Below are 19,757 nucleotides of genomic sequence, written 5' to 3'. Positions count from 1 at the left end.
CCCCTCCCGCTTGCGGGAGGGGTGTGCCTGGGGCCAGCGCTCGCCCAGAGCCTCTCCCCTCCCGCAGGCGGGAGGGGCCGGGGGAGGGCAGGCGTTGTCCCTATGTCCAAATGTCGGAGGCGCGCATGACCCTCGGCCGTCTCAACCATATCGGCATCGCCACGCCTTCAATCGAGAAGGCCGTCGAAACCTATTGCCATCTTCTCGGCGCAGACGCGATCGGCACGCCCTTCGATCTGCCGCCGCAGGGCGTGCGGGTGTGCTTCATCGATGCGCCCAACACGCAGATCGAGCTCATTCAGCCGCTGGACGAAAGCTCCCCCATCGCCAATTTCCTGAAGAAGAACCCAGGCGGCGGCCAGCATCATCTGTGCTTCGAGGTGGCCGACATGGCCGCCGCCGTCGCCGCGTTGCAGGCCAAGGGCGCGACGCTGCTGGGCCAGCCGCGCATCGGTGCGCATGGCACGCCCGTCGTCTTCCTTCATCCGCGCGACATGGGCGGCGTGCTGGTCGAGCTGATGGAAACGCCGGAGGAGGGGCATTGAGCGAGGCCATGCTGCGCACCGAACGCCGGGGGGACGTTCTGGCCCTGACGCTCGACCGGCCCGATCGGCTGAACGCCGCGCCGCCCGCGCTGTTCGATGCGATCTGCGCGGCGCTGGCCGAAACGGGCGACGCCCGCGCCGTGCTGATCGCGGGCGAGGGGCGCGCCTTTTGCTCGGGCGCGGACATATCGGGGGGCGATGTCGGCCCCGACACCGTCCACCGCGCGCTGGTCGACCATTACAACCCCGTGATGCTGGCGCTCGCCGACCTGCCCATCCCGGTGGTCAGCGCGGTACGCGGCGCGGCGGCGGGGATCGGGTGCAGCCTGGCGCTTGCCGCCGATTTCTGCGTCGCCAGCGAAAGCGCCTATTTCCTCCACGCCTTCGTCAATATCGGGATGGTCCCCGATGGCGGGGCAAGCTGGATGCTCCCGCGCCTGATCGGCCGCGCCCGCGCCGCCGAGATGATGATGCTGGGCGAGCGGGTGGGGGCGGCCAAGGCACTCGACTGGGGCATGGTCCACAAGGTCGTCGCCGACGATGCGCTCGACGCCGAGGCCTGGGCGCTGACCGAACGGCTGGCGGCGGGGCCGAGCGTGGCGCTGGGCCTGATGCGCCGGGCGCTCCATGCCGGGTTCGACAGCGACTATGCCGCAGCACTCGCGCGGGAAGCACAGGACCAGCGGAGCGCCCGTGCGACACTGGACGGAGAGGAAGGCGGCCGGGCCTTTTTCGAGAAGCGCCCGCCGCGTTTCCTCGGGCGGTAAGACTTGCGCGCGTATGATGATTTCGCTCTAGTGAAAGAAAATAAGTAGCGCGCGTAACGAATGGATGAGGAGTGGCCGATGGCCGAACGCCCTGACCTATCCGACTGGGAAGCCCTTGCCGCGCGCGAGGTGAAGGGGCGCGACCTCGAGTGGCAGACGCCGGAGGGGATCACGGTCAAGCCGCTCTATACCGCCGAGGACGTGAAGGCCGACCCCGGCCTGCCGGGCTTCGCGCCGTTCACGCGTGGGGTGCGGGCGAGCATGTATGCGGGCCGCCCCTGGACGATCCGGCAATATGCGGGTTTCTCGACCGCCGAGGAGTCGAACGCCTTCTATCGCCGCAACCTGGCGGCGGGGCAGAAGGGGCTGTCGGTGGCGTTCGATCTCGCCACCCACCGGGGCTATGACAGCGATCACCCCCGCGTGACCGGCGATGTCGGCAAGGCAGGCGTCGCGATCGACACGGTCGAGGATATGAAGATCCTGTTCGACGGCATCCCCCTGGATGCCATGTCGGTCAGCATGACGATGAACGGCGCGGTGATCCCGGTGCTGGCCTTCTTCATCGTTGCGGCCGAGGAACAGGGGGTTCACCGCTCGAAGCTGGAAGGGACCATCCAGAACGACATCCTCAAGGAGTTCATGGTCCGCAACACCTATATCTACCCCCCTGAGCCGAGCATGCGGATCATCTCGGACATCTTCGCCTACACGTCCGCCGAGATGCCCAAGTTCAACAGCATCTCGATCTCGGGCTATCACATGCAGGAGGCAGGGGCGACGCAGCTCCAGGAGCTGGCCTTCACCATCGCCGACGGCATGGAATATGTGAAATATGGCGTGGCCAGCGGCCTCGATATCGACAAGTTCGCCGGGCGCCTGTCCTTCTTCTTCGCGATCGGCATGAATTTCTTCATGGAGGTCGCCAAGCTGCGCGCCGCGCGCGTGCTGTGGCACCGGGCGATGACGCAGCTGGGCGCGAGGGACGAGCGCTCCAAGATGCTGCGCACCCATTGCCAGACGTCGGGCGTGTCGCTGACCGAGCAGGACCCGTATAACAACGTCATCCGCACCACGATCGAGGCGATGGCGGCGATGCTGGGGGGAACGCAGAGCCTCCACACCAACGCGCTGGACGAGGCGATCGCGCTGCCCACCGACTTCTCCGCCCGGATCGCGCGCAACACGCAGATCGTGTTGCAGGAAGAGACGGGGATGACGAAGGTCGTCGATCCCTTGGGTGGCAGTTACTATGTCGAGAGCCTGACCCAGAGCCTGGTCGACGGTGCGTGGAACCTCATCGAGCGGATCGAGGCCGAGGGCGGCATGGCGAAAGCGGTCGCGGCGGGCTGGCCCAAGGCGATGATCGAGGAGGCGTCCGCCGCCCGCGCCGCCAGGGTCGACCGGGGCGAGGATGTGATCGTCGGGGTGAACACATACCGGCTGGCCGACGAGGCGCCGGTCGAGATCCTCGACATCGACAATCACGCGGTGCGCGGGGCCCAGGTGGCTCGGATTGCAGCGGTGAAGGCCGCGCGCGACGAGGCGGCGTGCCGCTTGGCGCTGGATGCCCTGCGCCGAGCCGCCCAAAATCCTCCCCTGCAAGGGGAGGTGGCATCGCGTAGCGATGACGGAGGGGTATCACCCCTCTCGAGCGTGGACACCCCTCCGTCAGCGGCTGACGCCGCTGCCACCTCCCCCGCTGGGGGAGGAATGGACCGCAATCTCCTCGCGCTGGCGGTGGAAGCCGCGCGGGCGCGAGCGACTTTGGGCGAGATTTCCTCGGCGCTGGAGGATGCGTTCGGCCGCTACGGCACACAGCCGACTCCGGTCTCCGGTGTGTACGGCGGCGCCTACGCCGAGGACGAACGCTGGGCCCGCCTGATCCGGGGCGTCGAGGCGGTCGAGCGCCGCCTCGGCCGCAAGCCCCGGCTGTTCGTCGCCAAGATGGGCCAGGACGGCCATGACCGGGGCGCGAACCTCGTCTCCTCGATGTTCGGTGACCTGGGTTTCGAGGTCGTGCCCGGCGCGCTGTTCCAGACACCGCAAGAAGCCGCGCAGGTCGCGCTCACCCGCGATGTCGATGTCGTCGGCGCGTCCAGCCTGGCGGCCGGGCACAAGACGCTGATCCCCGAACTGATCGGCCACCTCCGCGACGCGGGCCGCGCCGATATCAAGGTCATCGCGGGTGGCGTTATTCCCGCGCAGGATTATCAGGCGCTCTACGATGCCGGGGTGCAGGCGATATTCGGCCCCGGCACCAATCTTGTGAAGGCGGCCGAGGATGTGCTGAGGCTGCTCGGCCATAACATGCCGCCGGAAACGGGCGAATGACAGGACGACACGTGATGACGACGACCACCGCGCTGAGCGCCGAGACGGCAACCCCGCGCACCGACTGGACCCGCGCCGAGATCGCCGCGCTGTTCGACCTGCCCTTCACCGAGCTGCTGTTCCGCGCCGCCGAGGTGCACCGCGCGCATCATGCCGCCGATCAGGTTCAGTTGTCGACGCTGCTGTCGATCAAGACCGGCGGCTGCCCCGAGGATTGCGGCTATTGCAGCCAGTCGGCGCATGCCGATACCGGGCTGAAGGCGACCAAGCTGATGGACCCGCGCGCCGTGCTGCAGGCAGCGGCGCAGGCCAAGGATCACGGCTCGACGCGCTTCTGCATGGGCGCGGCCTGGCGCAATCCCAAGGACCGCGACATGCCCGCCATCGTCGAGATGGTGAAGGGCGTGCGCGCCATGGGAATGGAAACCTGCATGACGCTGGGCATGCTCACCGATGCGCAGGCGCAGACGCTGGCCGAGGCGGGGCTGGACTATTACAACCACAATATCGACACCTCGCCCGAGCGTTACGGCGACGTCATCACCACGCGCAGCTTCGGCGAGCGGTTGGAGACGCTGGAGCATGTCCGCGATGCCGGCATCAACGTGTGTTGCGGCGGCATCGTCGGCATGGGCGAGACGCGCGGCGACCGGGTCGGCTTCATCCATGCGCTCGCCACCCTGCCGGTGCATCCGGGCAGCGTGCCGGTGAACGCGCTGGTGCCGGTCAAGGGCACGGTGCTGGGCGATATGCTGGCCGACACGCCGCTCGCCAAGATCGACGATATCGAATTCGTCCGCACCGTTGCGGTCGCGCGCATCACCATGCCGCATTCGATGGTCCGCCTGTCGGCGGGGCGCGAAAGCATGTCGGATGCGACCCAGGCCTTGTGCTTCCTGGCGGGGGCCAATTCGATCTTCACCGGCGACAAGCTGCTGACCGCGGGCAATGCGGGCGACGACAAGGACGCCGCACTCTTCGCCCGGCTGGGGCTCACCCCCATGGCGGCGGAGTGCAAGGTGGAATTGGAAGCGGCGGAGTGAGGCTTCCACCGCCCTGTTCCCCGGCGCAGGCCGGGACCCAGTGGCGGTGAACCATCGATGGCGCGTGGCAGAGGCCTCCCCCCGAGGCGGCACGGGCGCGCCATCAGCGTCTTGGAAACTGGACCCCGGCCTTTGCCGGGGAACAGGCGACACGGACCAACGACACAAAAGGAGAGGTAACCCCGTGTTCCAGAAAATCCTGATCGCCAATCGCGGGGAAATCGCGTGCCGGGTGATCCGTACCGCGAGGGCCATGGGCATCGCCACGGTCGCGGTCTATTCGGATGCCGATGCGGGGGCCCCGCATGTCCGGCTGGCCGATGAAGCGGTGCGCCTCGGCCCCGCCCCCGCCGCCGAAAGCTATCTCAAGGCCGAACTGATCTTCGCTGCCGCCAAGGCGACGGGGGCGGATGCGATCCATCCCGGTTACGGCTTCCTGTCCGAGCGCGAGAGCTTCGCGCGCGCCTGTGCCGAGGCGGGCGTCGCCTTCATCGGCCCGCCGCCGAACGCCATTGCCGCGATGGGCGACAAGATCGAGTCGAAGAAGCTGGCCAAGGCGGCAGGCGTCAATGTCGTCCCCGGCTATCTGGGCGAGATCGCCGATACCGAGGAAGCCGTGCGCATCGCAACCGACATCGGCTTCCCCGTCATGATGAAGGCGTCGGCCGGTGGCGGCGGCAAGGGCATGCGGCTCGCCTGGTCCGAGGCGGACGTGCGCGAAGGCTTCGAGGCGACCAAGCGCGAGGGGCTGGCCAGCTTCGGCGACGACCGCGTCTTCATCGAGAAGTTCATCGAGTCCCCCCGCCATATCGAGATTCAGGTGCTGGGCGACCAACATGGCAACATCGTCTATCTCGGCGAGCGCGAATGCTCGGTCCAGCGCCGCCACCAGAAGGTGGTCGAGGAAGCGCCCTCGCCCTTCGTCACCCCCGCAATGCGCCGCGCCATGGGCGAGCAGGCAGTCGCGCTGGCCCGGGCGGTGGGCTATTATTCGGCAGGCACCGTCGAGCTGATCGTCTCGGGCGCCGATCCGACGGGCGAGAGCTTCTACTTCCTCGAGATGAACACCCGGCTCCAGGTCGAGCATCCTGTCACCGAGGAGATCACCGGGTTCGATCTGGTCGAGCAGATGATCCGCGTTGCGGCAGGCGAGCCGCTGGCGTTCGGCCAGGACGATGTGACGCTGACCGGCTGGGCGATCGAGAACCGCGTCTATGCCGAGGACCCGTATCGCGGCTTCCTGCCCTCGACCGGGCGGCTGGTGCGCTACAATCCGCCCGCCGAACATGCCGATGACGACGTCCGGGTGCGCGTCGATGACGGCGTCGCCGAGGGCGGCGAGGTCAGCATGTTCTACGATCCGATGATCGCCAAGCTCGTCACCTGGGCCCCCACCCGCGAGGCCGCGATCGATGCGCAGATCGCCGCGCTCGACGCGTTCGAGATCGTCGGGCCGGGGACGAACATCGACTTCGTCTCCGCGCTGATGCAGCATCCGCGTTTCCGCGCGGGCGCGCTCACGACCGGCTTCATCGCCGAGGAATATCCCGAGGGCTTCCACGGCGCACCCGCAAGTGTGGAGCTGATCCGCACCCTCGCCGCCATCGCCGCCTTCGCCGCCACCGCCGAGGCCGACCGGGCGCGACGGATCGACGGCCAGCTCGGCCACCGGCTGCAACCGCCCGCCGACTGGACGGTGCGGATCGGGGGCAAGGACCATGCGGTCCATGTCGCGACCGATGGGATCAGCGTGGACGGCGCGGAGCTGGACCTCGCCATCGCCTATACGCCGGGCGACCGGATGATCGCGGTCGAGGACGAAGCGGGCGAAACCCTCCACGTCCGCATCGCAAAGACCCGCACCGGCTTTCGCCTGACCACGCGCGGGGCCAGCCACATTATCCGCGTCCTGCCCGCCCGCGCGGCGCCTTACGCCCGGCACCTGATCGAGAAGGTCCCGCCCGACCTGTCGAAGTTCCTGATCGCGCCGATGCCGGGCCTGCTCGTCCGCCTCGACGTGGCCGAGGGCGACAAGGTCGAGGCGGGGCAGCCGCTGGCGGTCGTCGAGGCGATGAAGATGGAAAACATCCTGCGCGCCGCCAAGACCGGCACCGTCAAGGCCATCACCGCCAGGACCGGCGACAGCCTGGCGGTGGATGCGGTCATCCTCGAACTGGAATGATACCGGGGGCGTCGCCGTCGACGCCCCCGATCGTCACGCCGCGACCGCCTGGCGCGGGGCGTTTGCGATGCGATCCTGCGCGATGGCGCGGGCGGCATGATGCGGGGTGGCGCCGTCGCGTGCCGCGCGGGCCAGCGTCTCCTCCATCCGCAGCGCGATGCCCTGTACCCGCTTGCGCACGTCAGGCGCGCGCCAGCCGAGATATTCGCCCGCGACATTGATGATCCCCCCGGCATTGACCAGGAAGTCGGGGGCATAGAGGATGTCGCGCTCGGCCAATCGGTCGGCCATGTCCTCGCTGGCCAGCTGGTTGTTCGCCGCGCCGCACACCACGCTGGCGCGCAGCCCCGCCACCGTTTCGGCATCGAGCACGGCCCCCAGCGCGCAAGGCGCCAGCACATCGACCCGCGCGGACAGCAGCGCGCGGCTGCTCATCACCATCGCGCCGAAGCGATCGGCGGCGCGCGCCGCCACCTCGCTGCGCGGTTCGGCGACGATCAGCCGCGCACCCATTTCATGCAGCAACTCGCACAGCGCATAGCCGACATGCCCCAGCCCCTGCACCGCGACGGTCACGTCGGACAGCTCGGCGCCCAGCCGGTGCCGGACCGCGACCTGCATTGCCTGTGCGACGCCCAAGGCGGTCCAGGGCGAGGGATCGCCGCCCGGCCGCCCGCCGCTCGCCGGAAGCCCGGCGACGTGGTGCGTTTCCCGGGCGACCATGCCCATATCCTCGACCGAGGTGCCGACATCCTCGGCGGTGACATAGCGTCCCTTCAACTCGCGCACCGTCCGTCCGAAGGCGCGGAACAGCGCCGCCCGGTCGAAATCGCCCTGCGGCAACCGGATGACGGCTTTGCCTCCGCCAAAGGGCAGGTCGGCCAGCGCATTCTTCAGCGCCATTCCTTCGGCCAGGCGCAGCGCATCGACGGTCGCCGCGCGGTCGCTGGCATAATGCCAGGCGCGGCACCCGCCCGCCGCCGGGCCCAGCGCGGTCGAATGGAGGACGATGACCCCGCTCGCCCCCGTGTCGGCGTCGTGGAACGACACCACCTCTTCGGGGGGCAGGCTTTGGGCGTCTGGTGCGGTGCGCGACATGTTGGTCTTCCCTTGATCTGTTGGAAAGCAATCTAGCGGCCCCGGCCGAGTGTTTCTGGTCCATCTTGGGGGCTTCGATACGAAAGATCGGTTGAATTGACCCGATAAGGCGATTTATCGGAATGGTTATGCCGCACGAGCTCGATATCTGGGAACGCCGCATCCTCGCCTTGCTTCAGGAGGATGCCAGCCTGTCCACCGCCGCCATCGCCGAGGCGGTCGGCCTGTCGGCCTCGCCCTGCTGGCGCCGGATCGACCGGCTGGAGCGGGAGGGGATCATCAAACGGCGCGTCGCGCTGGTCGACCGGGCCAAGGTCGGGCTGAAGGCGCAGATCTTCGCGCAGGTGAAGCTCAACGCGCATGGCCGCGCCAATCTGGACGAATTCACCGCCGCGATCCGTGAGGTGCCCGAGGTGATGGAATGCCATGTGCTGATGGGGTCGGTCGACTTCATGCTGCGCATCGTGGCGGCCGATATCGAATCCTATGAACGGCTGTTCTTCGAGCGGCTGTCCAACCTGCCGGGGGTGCAGGAAATCAACTCCACCGTCGCGCTGTCGGAGATCAAGTCGACCACCTCGCTGCCGATCGGGCCCGGATCCTAAGGACGCTTGCCCGACACGCGCGGCCCCGATACCGCCCGACCACGACAGGCGGCGGAGACGATATGGCGCGGACGCAGGGCTTGGGGAGGATTCGGATCGGCCTGTTCCTGCTGGTCTGGCTGAGCGGTGCCTGGTTCGGGTCGTGGGAATTCAATCCCAACAACGCCACCCGGCTGTTCGCCGCGATCCGCATGGTCGAGGACGGCACCGCGACCATCGACCCCTTCGCGCCGCTGACCATCGACAAGGCGCAGTTCGGTAACCATGCCTATCTCGACAAGGCGCCGGGCATGACCCTTATGGCCTTGCCCGCCGTGGCGATCACCGACCTCGTCACCGGCGACCGCGCGGGACGGCATATACCAAGCTCGGTCGATCCCGGCTTCGTCGCCTATCTGAAGCTGCGTACGCGGGTGGCGGCGGCGACCGGATCGGCGCTGCTGACCGCCATCGCGGCGGTGCTGCTGTTCGATCTGGCACTGACGCTGACCGGCGGCGCGGGGGCGGCGCTGTTCGCGGCGCTGGGCTATGCGCTGGGGACGCCGATCTGGGGCTATTCCACCACCTTGCTGGGCCATGCGGCGGTCGCGGCGTTGTTCGTCATCGCTTTGGCGGGCGTCGCGCGTGGTGGCGGACGGGGGATGGCGGCGGCGGGGTTGGCGCTCGGCTGGGCGGTGGTGGTCGAATATCAGGCGGTGCTGGCGGGATCGGTCATCGGGCTGTGGGCGGTGTGGAAATATCGCGCGACGCCCAGGGCGCTGCTGCCGCTGATCGTCGCGGGGGTGGCGGGGCTGTTGCCGCTTGCCGCCTATAATCTCTTCGCCTTCGGGACGCTGTTCCGCATCGGCTATTCGGGCGTGGTCGGGTTCGAGGGGATGAATCAGGGGCTGTTCGGGCTGACCGTGCCGCGCCTGGCGGTGCTGCGCGAGATTCTGGTCGGGCCGACGCGCGGGCTGTTCTGGGTGGCGCCGGTGCTGCTGGTCGCGCCGGTCGGCCTGTGGCGGCTGGGGGAGGAGCGGGCGACGCGCGGGATCGCGCTGGCGGCGGCCGGGGTGGCGGTCGTCGCGCTGCTGGTCAACGCGGCCTATGTCTATTGGGACGGCGGCAACGCCACCGGCCCGCGCCATGCGATGCCGCTGGCGGGCGTGGCGGCGCTGGGGCTGGCGCCGGTCTGGGCGATGGCGCGGGCCGGGTGGCAGCGCGTCGGGCTGGCGATGCTGCTGATCGGTTCGGTCGCGATCAACCTGACCATCGCGGCGGCGGAGATCTTCGCGCCGCCCGGCTATCGCTGGGCCTGGTGGCAGGCGGTGATCCAGCTGCGGTTCCGCTTCGGCGACCTGCGCACCATCCCCTCCGAATGGTGGGGATGGACGAGCTGGAACGGCCTTTATCTATGGGCGGCGGTCGCGATCCCGCTCGCCCTGTGGCTGGTTCAGTCCTGCGCGCGCTTCAGCCCGCGCACCCGGTGCCAGACATAGAAGCCGACCAGCAGGACCAGCACGATCCCGATCGCCAGATCGGCCCGGTGGAAGAACGCCTTCACGCGCGGGTCCGAATCCCATTTCTCGCCCAGCTCGCGCCCGACGATCGCAAGGACCAGGCAGAAGGGCCAGCTGCCGAGGAAGGTATAGAGGTGGAACGGCACGAGCGGCATCCGCGCCACCCCCGCCGGAAAGGCGATGAAGGTGCGTATCACCGGCAACAGCCGCCCGATCATCACCGCGATCGAGCCGTATCGCGCGAAGAACCGATCCGCCGCGTCCAGCTCGCCCGGCCCGATCAGGAGATATTTGCCCCAGCGCTCCGCGACCGGCCGCCCGCCACGCTTGCCGATCTCATAGGCGACGATCGAACCCAGATTGCACCCCAGCGCCCCCGCCGTCGCGGCGAGATAGAGGTTGAACTGGCCGGTCGACACCAGATAGCCGGCAAAGGGCATGATGATCTCGGAGGGCAGCGGAATGCACGCGCTCTCGATCGCCATCAGCAGCATGATGCCCAGATAGCCGCCCGACGAGATGACCCAGATGGCGAAGCTCGCCAGTGCGGAAAGAAGTTGTTCGACCATGGGGCCAGCGACTTGCGCGATTGGCGGGGCAGGGTCAATCGGAACCGCATGGGCGTGCGGCCGGTTTGGGACGCATGACGATGTTGACCCTGAACGATGATCGCACCATGCCGCAAATCGGGCTGGGCACCTATCAGATCCCGGATTCGCAGGTCGCGCTGGTGGTGCGGCGCGGGCTCGATACCGGCTATCGTCTGGTCGACACCGCCGCCCTTTATGGCAATGAGCGCGGCGTGGGCGACGGCCTTCGCGATGCGGATGTGTTCCTGACCACCAAGCTGTGGAACGACCGCCACCGCGATGCCGAAGCGGCGCTGGACGAGAGCCTGGCGCTGCTCGGCGTCGAGGCGGTCGACCTCTATCTGATCCACTGGCCGGTCCCCGCCGAGGACGCCTATGTCGAGGCATGGCAAAGCCTGATCGCGCTTCGCGAGGCGGGCAAGGCCAAGTCGATCGGCGTGTCGAACTTCCTGCCCGAGCATCTCGACCGTATCATCGAGGCGACGGGCGTGGTGCCCGCGGTCAACCAGATCGAGCTCCACCCCCGCTTCCAGCAGCGCGAGGCGCGCGCCTATCACCAAGCCAAGGGCATCGTGACCCAGAGCTGGAGCCCGCTGGGGCAGGGCGGCGAACTGCTGAAGACGCCCGAGATCGTCGCCATTGCGGACAAGCATGGTCGCTCGGCGGCGCAGGTCATCCTCGCCTGGCATCTGGCGCATGGCCTGTCGGTGATCCCCAAGGCGGCGGATGCGGCGCACATGGCGGACAATTTCGCTGCGACCGAACTGACGCTGGACGACGAGGATATGGCCGCGATCGACGCGCTGGACGATGCCGAGGGGCGGATCGGGCCGGACCCGCGCACGATGTGAGCCTGTCGCGACTTTAATGACCGTCGTCCGGTCGCATTTCGTCAGGACGACAATGCCCCCGCCGCCAGCCTCAGATCCTCGACGAAGCGCGCATATTCCACCTCCTTCGCCGCCGGATCGGGCAGGCGGAGCAGATAGCTGGGGTGGACGGTGATGAACGCCGTTCCGCCATCGGGCAGGGTCAGCGCCTTGCCCCGCTCGCGTCCGATCGTCATCGCTTTGCCGAACAGCGAGCGCGCCGCCGTCGCGCCCAGCGCGACGGTCACCTGCGGCTGGATCAGCAGGCGTTCCTGCTCGACCCACCAGCGGCATGCCTGGATTTCCCCCGCATTGGGCGAGCTGTGGATACGCCGCTTGCCGCGTGGCTCGAACTTGAAATGCTTGACCGCGTTGGTGACATAGGCCCGCGCGCGGTCGATCCCCGCCTCCGCCACCGCGCGGTCGAACACCTGTCCGGCAGGACCGACAAAGGGGCGGCCCGCCAAATCCTCCTGGTCGCCCGGCTGCTCGCCGACGAACATCAGGGGCGCGTCCACCGGGCCTTCGCCGAACACCGTCTGGGTGGCGGGTGCGTAGAGCGGACAGCGGGTGCAGCCCATCGCCTCGTCGCGCAGCGCCGCCCAGGCCGCCTGCGCATTGCCGCCGCGTCCGGTCCGTACATCCACCCTGGCGGTGTCGATCATGCCCGTCTCCCGTGCCTGCGCGCCTGCGATCAGTTGCGGGACCAACGCGGTTTCCGGCATGTTTTTCCAGTATTTGCGCGGCATCTCCTTCAACATCGCGCCGATCTTCACGCGCGCGGGGTTGAAGATGCTGGCATAATAGGTCTTCCACACCGCCTCGGTCGGATCGCCCTCGGGCGCGTCGGCCTTGCTGGCGCCCGGCCCCTCGGAAAGCGTCTTGCCGTCCCAGTGGAGCGACACCTCGGGCGTCAGGATCGACCAGCGCATCGTCGTGAAGCGGTTGACGAAGAAGGCCGCATTGGCGCGCACGATATGATGTTCGGGCTCGAACCAGGCGACATAGCGCGGGCCGTCGTCATCCTCGGTCTCGCGGAAACGCAGAAAGGCGCGCATCTTGTGGATGTCGCGCCGCACCGCCTTGGCGAGCCGGTCGAGCCGCCGAACCAGCGGATCGGCCTGATCCTCGATCAGCCGGGGTTGCCGCCGCAGCCGGTCGAGCGCGGTGTGGAGCAGCGCGAAACGCTCCGGATCGTTCGACAGGATGACGCTGCGCGCGACGTCGATGAAGCCGCGCGCGACCGTGAAGCGCGGCGCGGGGCTGGTCGGCCTCTCCTCCGCGACGGCGCCGAACAGGTCGGCGGTCTGCTCGCCGACCTGCCAGACGACCTGATCGGGCGGCACGGCGTCGGCGATCAGCCCACGCGCCGCGTCCCGCCACGCGTCGAAATCATCGGGGGCAGAAAGGGTTATGATGCGCATGGCGCGTCAATCCTCCCCGTGGCGGGGAGGATGAGGGTCGCTCCCGATCAATCGCGCTCGTCTCCGCCCGGCGGATTGCCCTTGGCCTCCTTCGCCTCGATGGGTTTGCGCTCTTCGTAGATTTCGGCGAGCTTCTTCTCGGTCGCGTCGTCCAGTTCCTTTTCGGCGGCCGGGAACATCTCTTCCTCTTCCTCGTCGATATGATGTTCATAGCGATGGCGCATGTGGAAGAATTTGGACTCCCACTCGTCCGATGCGAAGTCGAGGTCCATCATCTCGCCGAGCAGATCGTCGATCTCCTTATGCTCGGACACCGAATGGCGAGCATCGTCGCGCAGCTCGGGTTCGCCCAGCATGGTGGCATAGAGCGACTCCTCCTCGGCGGCGGCGTGGCTCTGGATCTCGATGCGGAACGCCTCGAACAGCTTCTTGCGCTTGGCTCCGTCGCCCTTCAGCTCGGCGAGTTCCTTGAGCATTTCCCGCTGCTTGTCGTGGTCGCGCTTCAGATCGGCATAGATGTCGGCGGTGGCCATGGCCCTGTCTCCTTCGCGCGACCAACGGCGAAGCGCGACGCGCGTTTCACCCGCGAATCACTCTCACTCAGCGAAGAGTTCGAGCTGCTTGCCGCGCGGCTTGACCAGCGGCTTCAGGTCTGCCCGCTCGGCCAGCGCGACCGGGCGCCAGTCCTCGGCGATCAGGAAAGGGCGCAGCTTGGCGATCGAGACGGTCAGCCGCCCGACATCCTCCAGCCGCAGCCTGCGCCATTGGCGGGTGGCGATGATCCGGTCCACCGCCTTCACCCCCAGTCCCGGCACGCGCAGCAGCATCTCGCGCGGGGCGCGGTTCACATCGACCGGGAAATGCTGGCGGAATTTAAGCGCCCAGGCGAGCTTGGGATCGATGTCCAGCGGCAGCATGCCCGTCGCCTCGTCGGCGGCGGCGGCCACCTCATGGGGGCGATAGTCGTAGAAGCGCATCAGCCAGTCGGACTGGTACAGCCGGTGCTCGCGCATCAGCGGCGGGCGCTGGAGCGGCAGGACGGCCGAGGCGTCGGGGATCGGGCTGAATGCCGAATAATAGACGCGGCGCAGGCGGAACCGGTCGTAGAGCGTCGCCGCGCGCCCGACGATGTCGCGGTCGGTGGCGGCATCGGCGCCGACGATCATCTGCGTCGACTGGCCGGCGGGCGCGAAGCCGGGCGCGGACTTGTAGCGTTTGGAGGCGTCCGCCCGGTCCTCGATCGCGGTCTTCACATCGGCCATTGCGCCTTCGATTCGAGCGGCATCCTTTTCTGGCGCGAGGCGGCGGAGCCCGCCCACGGTCGGCAGCTCGACATTGATCGACACGCGGTCGGCATGGACCCCCGCCAGCCGCACCAGTTCGGGATCGGCGTCGGGAATGGTCTTCAGATGGATATAGCCGCGAAAGCCATGATCCTCGCGCAGGCTCCGGGCGACCTCGACGATCTGCTCCATCGTGTAATCGGACGATTTGATGATGCCCGACGAGAGGAACAGCCCTTCGATATAATTGCGCCGGTAGAAGGCGAGGGTGAGGTTCACCACCTCCTGCGCGGTGAACCGCGCGCGGCGGACATTGGAGGACTTGCGGTTGATGCAATAATGGCAGTCGAAGATGCAGCTGTTGGTCAGCAGGATCTTGAGCAGCGAGATGCACCGGCCATCGGGCGCATAGGCATGGCAGATGCCCATGCCCTCGGTCGAGCCGATCCCCTTGCCGTCGCGGCTGTTGCGTTTGGACGTGCCCGACGAGGCGCAGGAGGCATCGTATTTCGCGGCATCCGCCAGGATCGCCAGCTTCTCACGGGTGTCGAGTTGCGCCATGTGTTCGATATATGTTCGCCCGTGCGGCGCGACAAGCGGAACCGGGCGATCCGGTGGTTGGCGGACGGTTCGATGGATTAAAGGCGGATGTCGCGCAGGCTGGATCGGCCGCCCCGCCAGCCCTCAACCCTGTCGCCGCCCGCGTCCTTTGGTCATCGGGTCGGGCTTTTTGGGCGGCACCCAGCCTTCGGGGCGTTCGGGGCGGGACTGGCTGGTGCCCAGGCCCATCGCGCCGGGTTGCTGGCGGGTCAGGCCGCTGGTGTCGACGCTGATATCCTCCGCCCCGCCGCGCAGCAGGTTGATCCGGTCGCGAAGCGCCCGCGCCTCCTCGAAGTCGAGGCGTTCGGCGGCGGCGTCCATTTGGCGGCGGAGGTCTTCGATGCTTGGCCCGGTCATGACCCGATAAACGCGTCAGGCGGCGATGCGTGCCGCCTCGGTCTCGGCGATCCAGCCGCCGCCGAGCACCCGGTCGCCGTCGTACAGCACCGCCGCCTGGCCCGGCGACACGCCATATTCGGGCGCGTCGAAGACCAGCCGGTCGCCGACCATGCGCGCGGGCACCGGCTTGGCCATCGAGCGGACCTTGGCGAAGAGCGGGCCGTCGAGCGGGCCGAGGATGTTCATCGCGCTCAGCCGCGCCGCCTCCACCGCCAGCGCCGCGCGCGGGCCGACGACGACGCGCTTGGTGTCGGGCTCCAGCCGGACGACATAGAGCGGCTCGGGGCTGCCGCCGATCTCCAGCCCGCGCCGCTGGCCGACCGTATAGTGGATCAGGCCGCGATGCTCGCCCAGCTTGGTGCCCGACAGGTCGACGATGTCGCCGCGCGTATCGGCCTCGGGGCGCAGCTTGCGGACCAGGCCCGCATAATCGCCGTCGGGGACGAAGCAGATATCCTGGCTGTCGGGCTTGGCCGCGACGCCGAGGCCCAGTTCGGCCGCGATCTCGCGCACCCGCGACTTGGGCAGCGCGCCGAGCGGGAAGCGCAGGAAGTCCAGCTGGGCCTGGGTGGTGGCGAACAGGAAATAGCTCTGGTCGCGCGCCGGATCGGCCCCGCGATGCAGCTCCGCGCCGCTCGCGCCTTCGACCCGGCGGACATAATGGCCGGTCGCCAGGCAGTCCGCGCCCAGATCGCGCGCGAGGGCCAGCAGGTCGGTGAATTTCGGCCCCATATTGCACTGGACGCAAGGGATCGGGGTGCGTCCGGCCAGATATTCGTCGGCGAAGCGATCGACCACCTGGGTGCGGAAGCTGTTCTCATGGTCGAAGACGTAATGCGCGATGCCCAGCCGGTCACACACCGCGCGCGCGTCGCGAATGTCGCGGCCCGCGCAACAGGCCCCGGCGCGGCCGACCGCTTCGCCATGATCGTAGAGCTGGAGGGTGACGCCGATCGTCTCGGCCCCCGTGGCATGGGCCAGCGCGGCGACGACCGAACTGTCGACCCCGCCCGACATCGCCACCACGATCCGACGCGCCCGGGGATCGCCCCCAAGCTGGAAATCCACCATCTGCTCCATCGCGCTCCCATACGCCTTTCCGGCCGGGCATGCAAAAAATCGGGGCGGCTGATGGGGAAAGGGGTGACAGGGGCCTGAAAAACGGGGCTGATGCGATGGGCCTTTACCCGGCTTTCATACCCGTCCAGTAACAGGAGGGCCGACCCACAATATGGATGGCGCTTTTGGATCTCAGCTTCAACAGATTCGATCGGGATACCGAACTGACGGTGTTGCCGCCCGATCTGGCGGTGCTGATGGTCGGCGCGACCGCGCGGCAGGCGGCCAGCCATACGGCCGCAGTGCAGGCTGGCTTTGTCCGCGAGCCGGTGGATCCGGCGCTGTTCGCCCCGCTGGACGGGGCGTTCAACGGGGCGATGGCACGGGCTCTTGCCGAATGGAGTCAGGGTAAATGAAGAATTAACCGGTTGGTTTTAAGCCGTGTTCAACGGCCTGTGTTACCCATTCCCTGGTAGACGATATGGGGTAGGGAGCCCCGACGAGGTTGCATGATGATCGAGAACCAGAAGATCCGCCCTGCCAAGGTAATCGGGCCGCTCGGCGAACCGCTGACGCTCGAAACCTTGCCGCCGGCCAGCACGACCCGCTGGGTGGTCCGCCGCAAGGCGGAGGTGGTGGCGGCCGTCAACGGCGGATTGCTGTCGGTCGACGAGGTGTGCGACCGCTATGGCCTGTCGGTCGAGGAATTTGCGGGGTGGCAGCGCGCGATCGACCGGTCGGGCATGCCGGGCCTGCGCGTGACCCGCATCCAGCATTATCGCACCCTTTACGAACGCCAGCAGAAATATTGACAAATCGATTTTTGCGTCGAGTTGATGATACGGGTACGGAACAAGTAACGCCATTCGCACGTCTAAACCCCGTGTCCCGCTTGCGGGCCCAACGGAGGGAAAGACAATGGGTATTATCCTGTGGCTTATCGTCGGTGGTGTCATCGGCTGGCTGGCTAGCATCATCATGCGTACCGATGCCCAGCAGGGCATCTTCCTGAACATCGTCGTCGGTGTGGTCGGTGCGTTTATCGGCGGCCTGATCTTTGCCGGCGGTTCGATCAACAATGCCGGACTGACGCTGACGTCGTTCCTGGTTTCGCTGCTGGGCGCCGTCGTCCTGCTGGCGATCGTGAACCTGGTCCGTCGCGGCCGGGTGCGTTAATCGCTCCCCACAAAGGGCGATTGAGCGAATGGGCCGTCCGGGCGACCGGGCGGCCCTTCTCGTATCAGATATGCTTTTCCCCGCCGGGATCGTCCCGGCGGAATGAGCGACGCCCCCAAGCCGATCGGTCATGGGGGCGTCGTCCGTTCAGTTCAGCAGGAAGCGGACCGAGACATTGACCGTCACGTCGCGCTCGCCGGGGGCGATGCTGGTCTTGGCCACCGCGTCGCGCGCCATCGCCTGCATCATCATCGGGCGCTCGGGGCCGCCCGCATCCTGGCCATTCTCGGTGATCGACACGATCCGCGCGACCCGCAGCCCCGCCGCCTTGGCATAAAGCTCGGCACGTGCACGGGCTTTCTGGATGGCATCGGTGCGCGCCTCGTTCAGCGCGGCATCGGGATTGTCGATCGACAGATTGGGCCCGTCAATCTGGTTGGCGCCCTGCGCGACCAGTGCGTCGAGGACGCTGCCCGATTTGGCGATGTCGCGGAAGCGGATGCTGAGCGTGTTGGTCGCCTGATAGCCGGTGATGGTCGGCGGGACATTCTCGCCATAGCGATATTGCGGCTGCAACTGCACGGTCGCGGTCTGGATGTCGCGATCGGCGACCCCGGCGCGCTTCACCGCCGCCAGCACGCGCGCCATGCGCTGCGCATTGTCGGACAGCGCGGCGGCGGCGGTCGCGCCCTGGCTGACCACACCCGCGCGGATCGTCGCCAGGTCGGGGACGCGGCTTGTCCGCCCCTCGGCCGAGACGTCGAGGACCGCGCCCGTCGCCGGGACCAGCGGCTCGACCGTGGTCGGCGCGGGCGCGCTCTGGGCCCAGGCGGCCCCCGGGATCAGCACGGCGGGCGCCAGTGCGGCGGCAAGCAGAATTTTGTTCATCATCATCTCCCGTTGATGCAGTTTGAAGCTGGCAAAGCTTTGGCGAAGCTCGGCAAAACGTGCGATGAACGCGCCGGAATCATTCTTGAGCCATCTTGATCCAGTATCGCGCAAAGACGCTTGAGCATGGTGCTATATTTCTATAACACAGCGGGTCATGGCGCATCCCAAGGGTGAAATGCGCACGAAGGATGCGGATCGGGGATCGGTGACGAACATGAATTACGAGACGGCGGCGATCGGTGGCGGCCGGCATTTGGGGCTGGAGGGACCGGCGCCCGCGCGGCGTGGGCGCTGGATCGCCATCGCCCTGGTGGTGATCGTGCTGGCGCTGGGCGGCTGGTACATGCTCGGCGGCAAGAAGCATGAGGCGGCCTCCGCCGCCGGTGCGGGGACGCAGGTGCCCAACATCACCGTCGTCGTGCCGGGGCAGCAGGCGGTCAGCCGGGTGGTCTCGGCCACCGGCACGCTGGCCGCGCGTCGCGAGATGCCGGTCGGCGTCGCGGGCGAGGGGGGCATGATCACCCGCGTCCTGGTCGAACCGGGCCAGTGGGTCCGCGCGGGCCAGGTGCTGGCGACCGTCGATCGCTCGGTCCAGACCCAGACCGCCTCGGCGCTGAACGCGCAGGTCGCGGTCGCCCAGTCGGATCAGCAGATCGCGCAGGCCGAGCTGGACCGCGCGCAGCAGCTGGTCGATCGCGGCTTCATCTCCAAGGCCGATCTCCAGCGCCGCGCCGCTACCCGCGACGCCGCCGCCGCGCGCGTCCGCGCCGCGCAGGCGACCTTCCGGGAAGCGCAGGCGCGCAACGGCCGCCTCGACATCCGTGCGCCCGCCGAAGGGCTGATCCTGACCCGCGCCGCCGAGCCGGGCCAGATCGTCAGCTCGGGCTCGGGCGTCCTCTTCCGCATGGCGATGGGCGGTCAGATGGAGCTGCGCGCGCAGCTGGCGGAGGCCGATCTGGTCGGCCTGGCCGTCGGGGCGCCCGCCACCGTCACCCCGGTCGGCGGCGACAAGACCTTCAAGGGCGAGGTGTGGCAGGTGTCGCCGGTCATCGATCCGCAGACGCGGCAGGGCGTGGCGCGCATCGCGCTGGCCTATGACCCCGCGCTGCGTCCCGGCGGCTTTGCGGCGGCGACGATCCGCGGCGGCGCGGGCCATGCCCCCGTCCTGCCGGACTCGGCGATCCAGAGCGACGACAAGGGCAGCTTCGTGTATATCGTGGGGTCGGACAACAAGGTCGCCCGGCGCGACATCAAGATCGGGCAGGTGTCCGACGACGGCGTCACCATCGCCTCGGGCCTGACCGGCAATGAGCGGGTGGTCCGTTCGGCGGGCGGCTTCCTGGCGGCGGGCCAGCTCGTCCATCCGATCCTCGGCGGCCCGGAGGCCAAGTGA

20 protein-coding genes are annotated in these 19,757 nt (G+C 68.1%); 12 read left to right on the top strand and 8 right to left on the bottom strand.

The window, feature by feature from the left end:
* The first annotated feature begins 125 nt into the window (after nt 1-125).
* From mce to QE363_RS17645, 5 genes are all read left to right on the top strand, one after another.
* Nucleotides 126-545, top strand: a complete 420-nt coding sequence (gene mce, locus QE363_RS17665; protein ID WP_309697378.1) for a methylmalonyl-CoA epimerase — start codon at nt 126-128, stop codon at nt 543-545.
* Nucleotides 546-553: 8 nt separating this feature from the next.
* Nucleotides 554-1,312, top strand: a complete 759-nt coding sequence (locus QE363_RS17660; RefSeq protein ID WP_309698238.1) for an enoyl-CoA hydratase-related protein — start codon at nt 554-556, stop codon at nt 1,310-1,312.
* Between the two features lie 78 nt (nt 1,313-1,390).
* Nucleotides 1,391-3,646, top strand: a complete 2,256-nt coding sequence (scpA, locus tag QE363_RS17655; protein WP_309697376.1) for a methylmalonyl-CoA mutase — start codon at nt 1,391-1,393, stop codon at nt 3,644-3,646.
* Nucleotides 3,647-3,660: 14 nt separating this feature from the next.
* Nucleotides 3,661-4,689 carry a biotin synthase BioB gene (gene bioB, locus QE363_RS17650; RefSeq protein WP_261269035.1) on the top strand — a complete coding sequence of 343 codons (1,029 nt, stop codon included), beginning with the start codon at nt 3,661-3,663 and terminating at the stop codon, nt 4,687-4,689.
* A gap of 184 nt (nt 4,690-4,873) precedes the next feature.
* Nucleotides 4,874-6,871 carry an acetyl/propionyl/methylcrotonyl-CoA carboxylase subunit alpha gene (locus QE363_RS17645; RefSeq protein ID WP_309697374.1) on the top strand — a complete coding sequence of 666 codons (1,998 nt, stop codon included), beginning with the start codon at nt 4,874-4,876 and terminating at the stop codon, nt 6,869-6,871.
* 33 nt (nt 6,872-6,904) lie between these two features.
* Here QE363_RS17645 and QE363_RS17640 read toward each other — a convergent pair whose 3' ends face one another.
* Entirely contained in the window at nt 6,905-7,969 is a 1,065-nt protein-coding gene (locus tag QE363_RS17640) for a Glu/Leu/Phe/Val dehydrogenase dimerization domain-containing protein (RefSeq protein ID WP_309697372.1), read from the bottom strand.
* Between the two features lie 128 nt (nt 7,970-8,097).
* On the opposite strand from QE363_RS17640, the gene QE363_RS17635 reads away from it, so the two are divergent.
* On the top strand, nt 8,098-8,574 hold the full coding sequence (locus QE363_RS17635; RefSeq protein ID WP_309697369.1) for an Lrp/AsnC family transcriptional regulator: 477 nt from the start codon (nt 8,098-8,100) through the stop codon (nt 8,572-8,574).
* A gap of 62 nt (nt 8,575-8,636) precedes the next feature.
* Nucleotides 8,637-10,052: a hypothetical protein gene (locus QE363_RS17630; protein ID WP_309697368.1), complete on the top strand. Its 1,416-nt coding sequence runs from the start codon at nt 8,637-8,639 to the stop codon at nt 10,050-10,052.
* Here QE363_RS17630 and QE363_RS17625 read toward each other — a convergent pair.
* Nucleotides 10,007-10,642: a DedA family protein gene (locus QE363_RS17625; RefSeq protein WP_307100779.1), complete on the bottom strand. Its 636-nt coding sequence runs from the start codon at nt 10,640-10,642 to the stop codon at nt 10,007-10,009. The two genes, QE363_RS17630 and QE363_RS17625, sit on opposite strands and share 46 nt — an antisense overlap.
* 74 nt (nt 10,643-10,716) lie before the next feature.
* Between QE363_RS17625 and QE363_RS17620 the strand changes: the two genes are divergently transcribed.
* The gene (locus QE363_RS17620; RefSeq protein WP_309697366.1) at nt 10,717-11,514 is read left to right on the top strand and encodes an aldo/keto reductase; all 798 of its coding nucleotides are present in this window, start codon (nt 10,717-10,719) and stop codon (nt 11,512-11,514) included.
* 41 nt (nt 11,515-11,555) lie between these two features.
* Here the strand turns inward: QE363_RS17620 and QE363_RS17615 are convergent, their stop codons facing one another.
* The 5 genes from QE363_RS17615 to mnmA form a co-directional block, all read right to left on the bottom strand.
* Entirely contained in the window at nt 11,556-12,956 is a 1,401-nt protein-coding gene (locus tag QE363_RS17615) for a UdgX family uracil-DNA binding protein (protein WP_309697364.1), read from the bottom strand.
* A gap of 47 nt (nt 12,957-13,003) precedes the next feature.
* Nucleotides 13,004-13,489 carry a hemerythrin domain-containing protein gene (locus QE363_RS17610; protein ID WP_309697362.1) on the bottom strand — a complete coding sequence of 162 codons (486 nt, stop codon included), beginning with the start codon at nt 13,487-13,489 and terminating at the stop codon, nt 13,004-13,006.
* Between the two features lie 63 nt (nt 13,490-13,552).
* The gene (locus QE363_RS17605) at nt 13,553-14,800 is read right to left on the bottom strand and encodes a putative DNA modification/repair radical SAM protein (protein ID WP_309697360.1); all 1,248 of its coding nucleotides are present in this window, start codon (nt 14,798-14,800) and stop codon (nt 13,553-13,555) included.
* A gap of 123 nt (nt 14,801-14,923) precedes the next feature.
* On the bottom strand, nt 14,924-15,196 hold the full coding sequence (locus tag QE363_RS17600) for a UvrB/UvrC motif-containing protein (protein ID WP_309697358.1): 273 nt from the start codon (nt 15,194-15,196) through the stop codon (nt 14,924-14,926).
* A gap of 15 nt (nt 15,197-15,211) precedes the next feature.
* The gene (mnmA, locus tag QE363_RS17595; protein ID WP_405053199.1) at nt 15,212-16,318 is read right to left on the bottom strand and encodes a tRNA 2-thiouridine(34) synthase MnmA; all 1,107 of its coding nucleotides are present in this window, start codon (nt 16,316-16,318) and stop codon (nt 15,212-15,214) included.
* A gap of 164 nt (nt 16,319-16,482) precedes the next feature.
* Here mnmA and QE363_RS17590 point away from each other — a divergent pair, with 164 nt between their 5' ends.
* The 3 genes from QE363_RS17590 (at nt 16,483) to QE363_RS17580 (ending at nt 17,473) form a co-directional block, all read left to right on the top strand.
* Nucleotides 16,483-16,713, top strand: a complete 231-nt coding sequence (locus tag QE363_RS17590; protein ID WP_309697356.1) for a hypothetical protein — start codon at nt 16,483-16,485, stop codon at nt 16,711-16,713.
* A 96-nt stretch (nt 16,714-16,809) separates the two neighbouring features.
* On the top strand, nt 16,810-17,109 hold the full coding sequence (locus tag QE363_RS17585) for a DUF1153 domain-containing protein (protein WP_307104629.1): 300 nt from the start codon (nt 16,810-16,812) through the stop codon (nt 17,107-17,109).
* A 106-nt stretch (nt 17,110-17,215) separates the two neighbouring features.
* Nucleotides 17,216-17,473, top strand: coding sequence for a GlsB/YeaQ/YmgE family stress response membrane protein (locus tag QE363_RS17580; RefSeq protein WP_042483991.1), 258 nt, complete (start codon nt 17,216-17,218; stop codon nt 17,471-17,473).
* A gap of 147 nt (nt 17,474-17,620) precedes the next feature.
* Here the strand turns inward: QE363_RS17580 and QE363_RS17575 are convergent, their stop codons facing one another.
* Complete coding sequence (locus tag QE363_RS17575; RefSeq protein ID WP_309697353.1) at nt 17,621-18,364, bottom strand: SIMPL domain-containing protein; 744 nt, start codon at nt 18,362-18,364, stop codon at nt 17,621-17,623.
* Between the two features lie 214 nt (nt 18,365-18,578).
* On the opposite strand from QE363_RS17575, the gene QE363_RS17570 reads away from it, so the two are divergent.
* Nucleotides 18,579-19,757, top strand: coding sequence for an efflux RND transporter periplasmic adaptor subunit (locus tag QE363_RS17570; protein ID WP_309698236.1), 1,179 nt, complete (start codon nt 18,579-18,581; stop codon nt 19,755-19,757).

Origin of the sequence: Sphingomonas sp. SORGH_AS_0870, assembly GCF_031453175.1 — a bacterium.
Classification (GTDB): Bacteria; Pseudomonadota; Alphaproteobacteria; order Sphingomonadales; family Sphingomonadaceae; genus Sphingomonas.
Note: the sequence above shows the minus strand (reverse complement) of the source record. Positions and strands in the feature narration are given on the sequence as shown.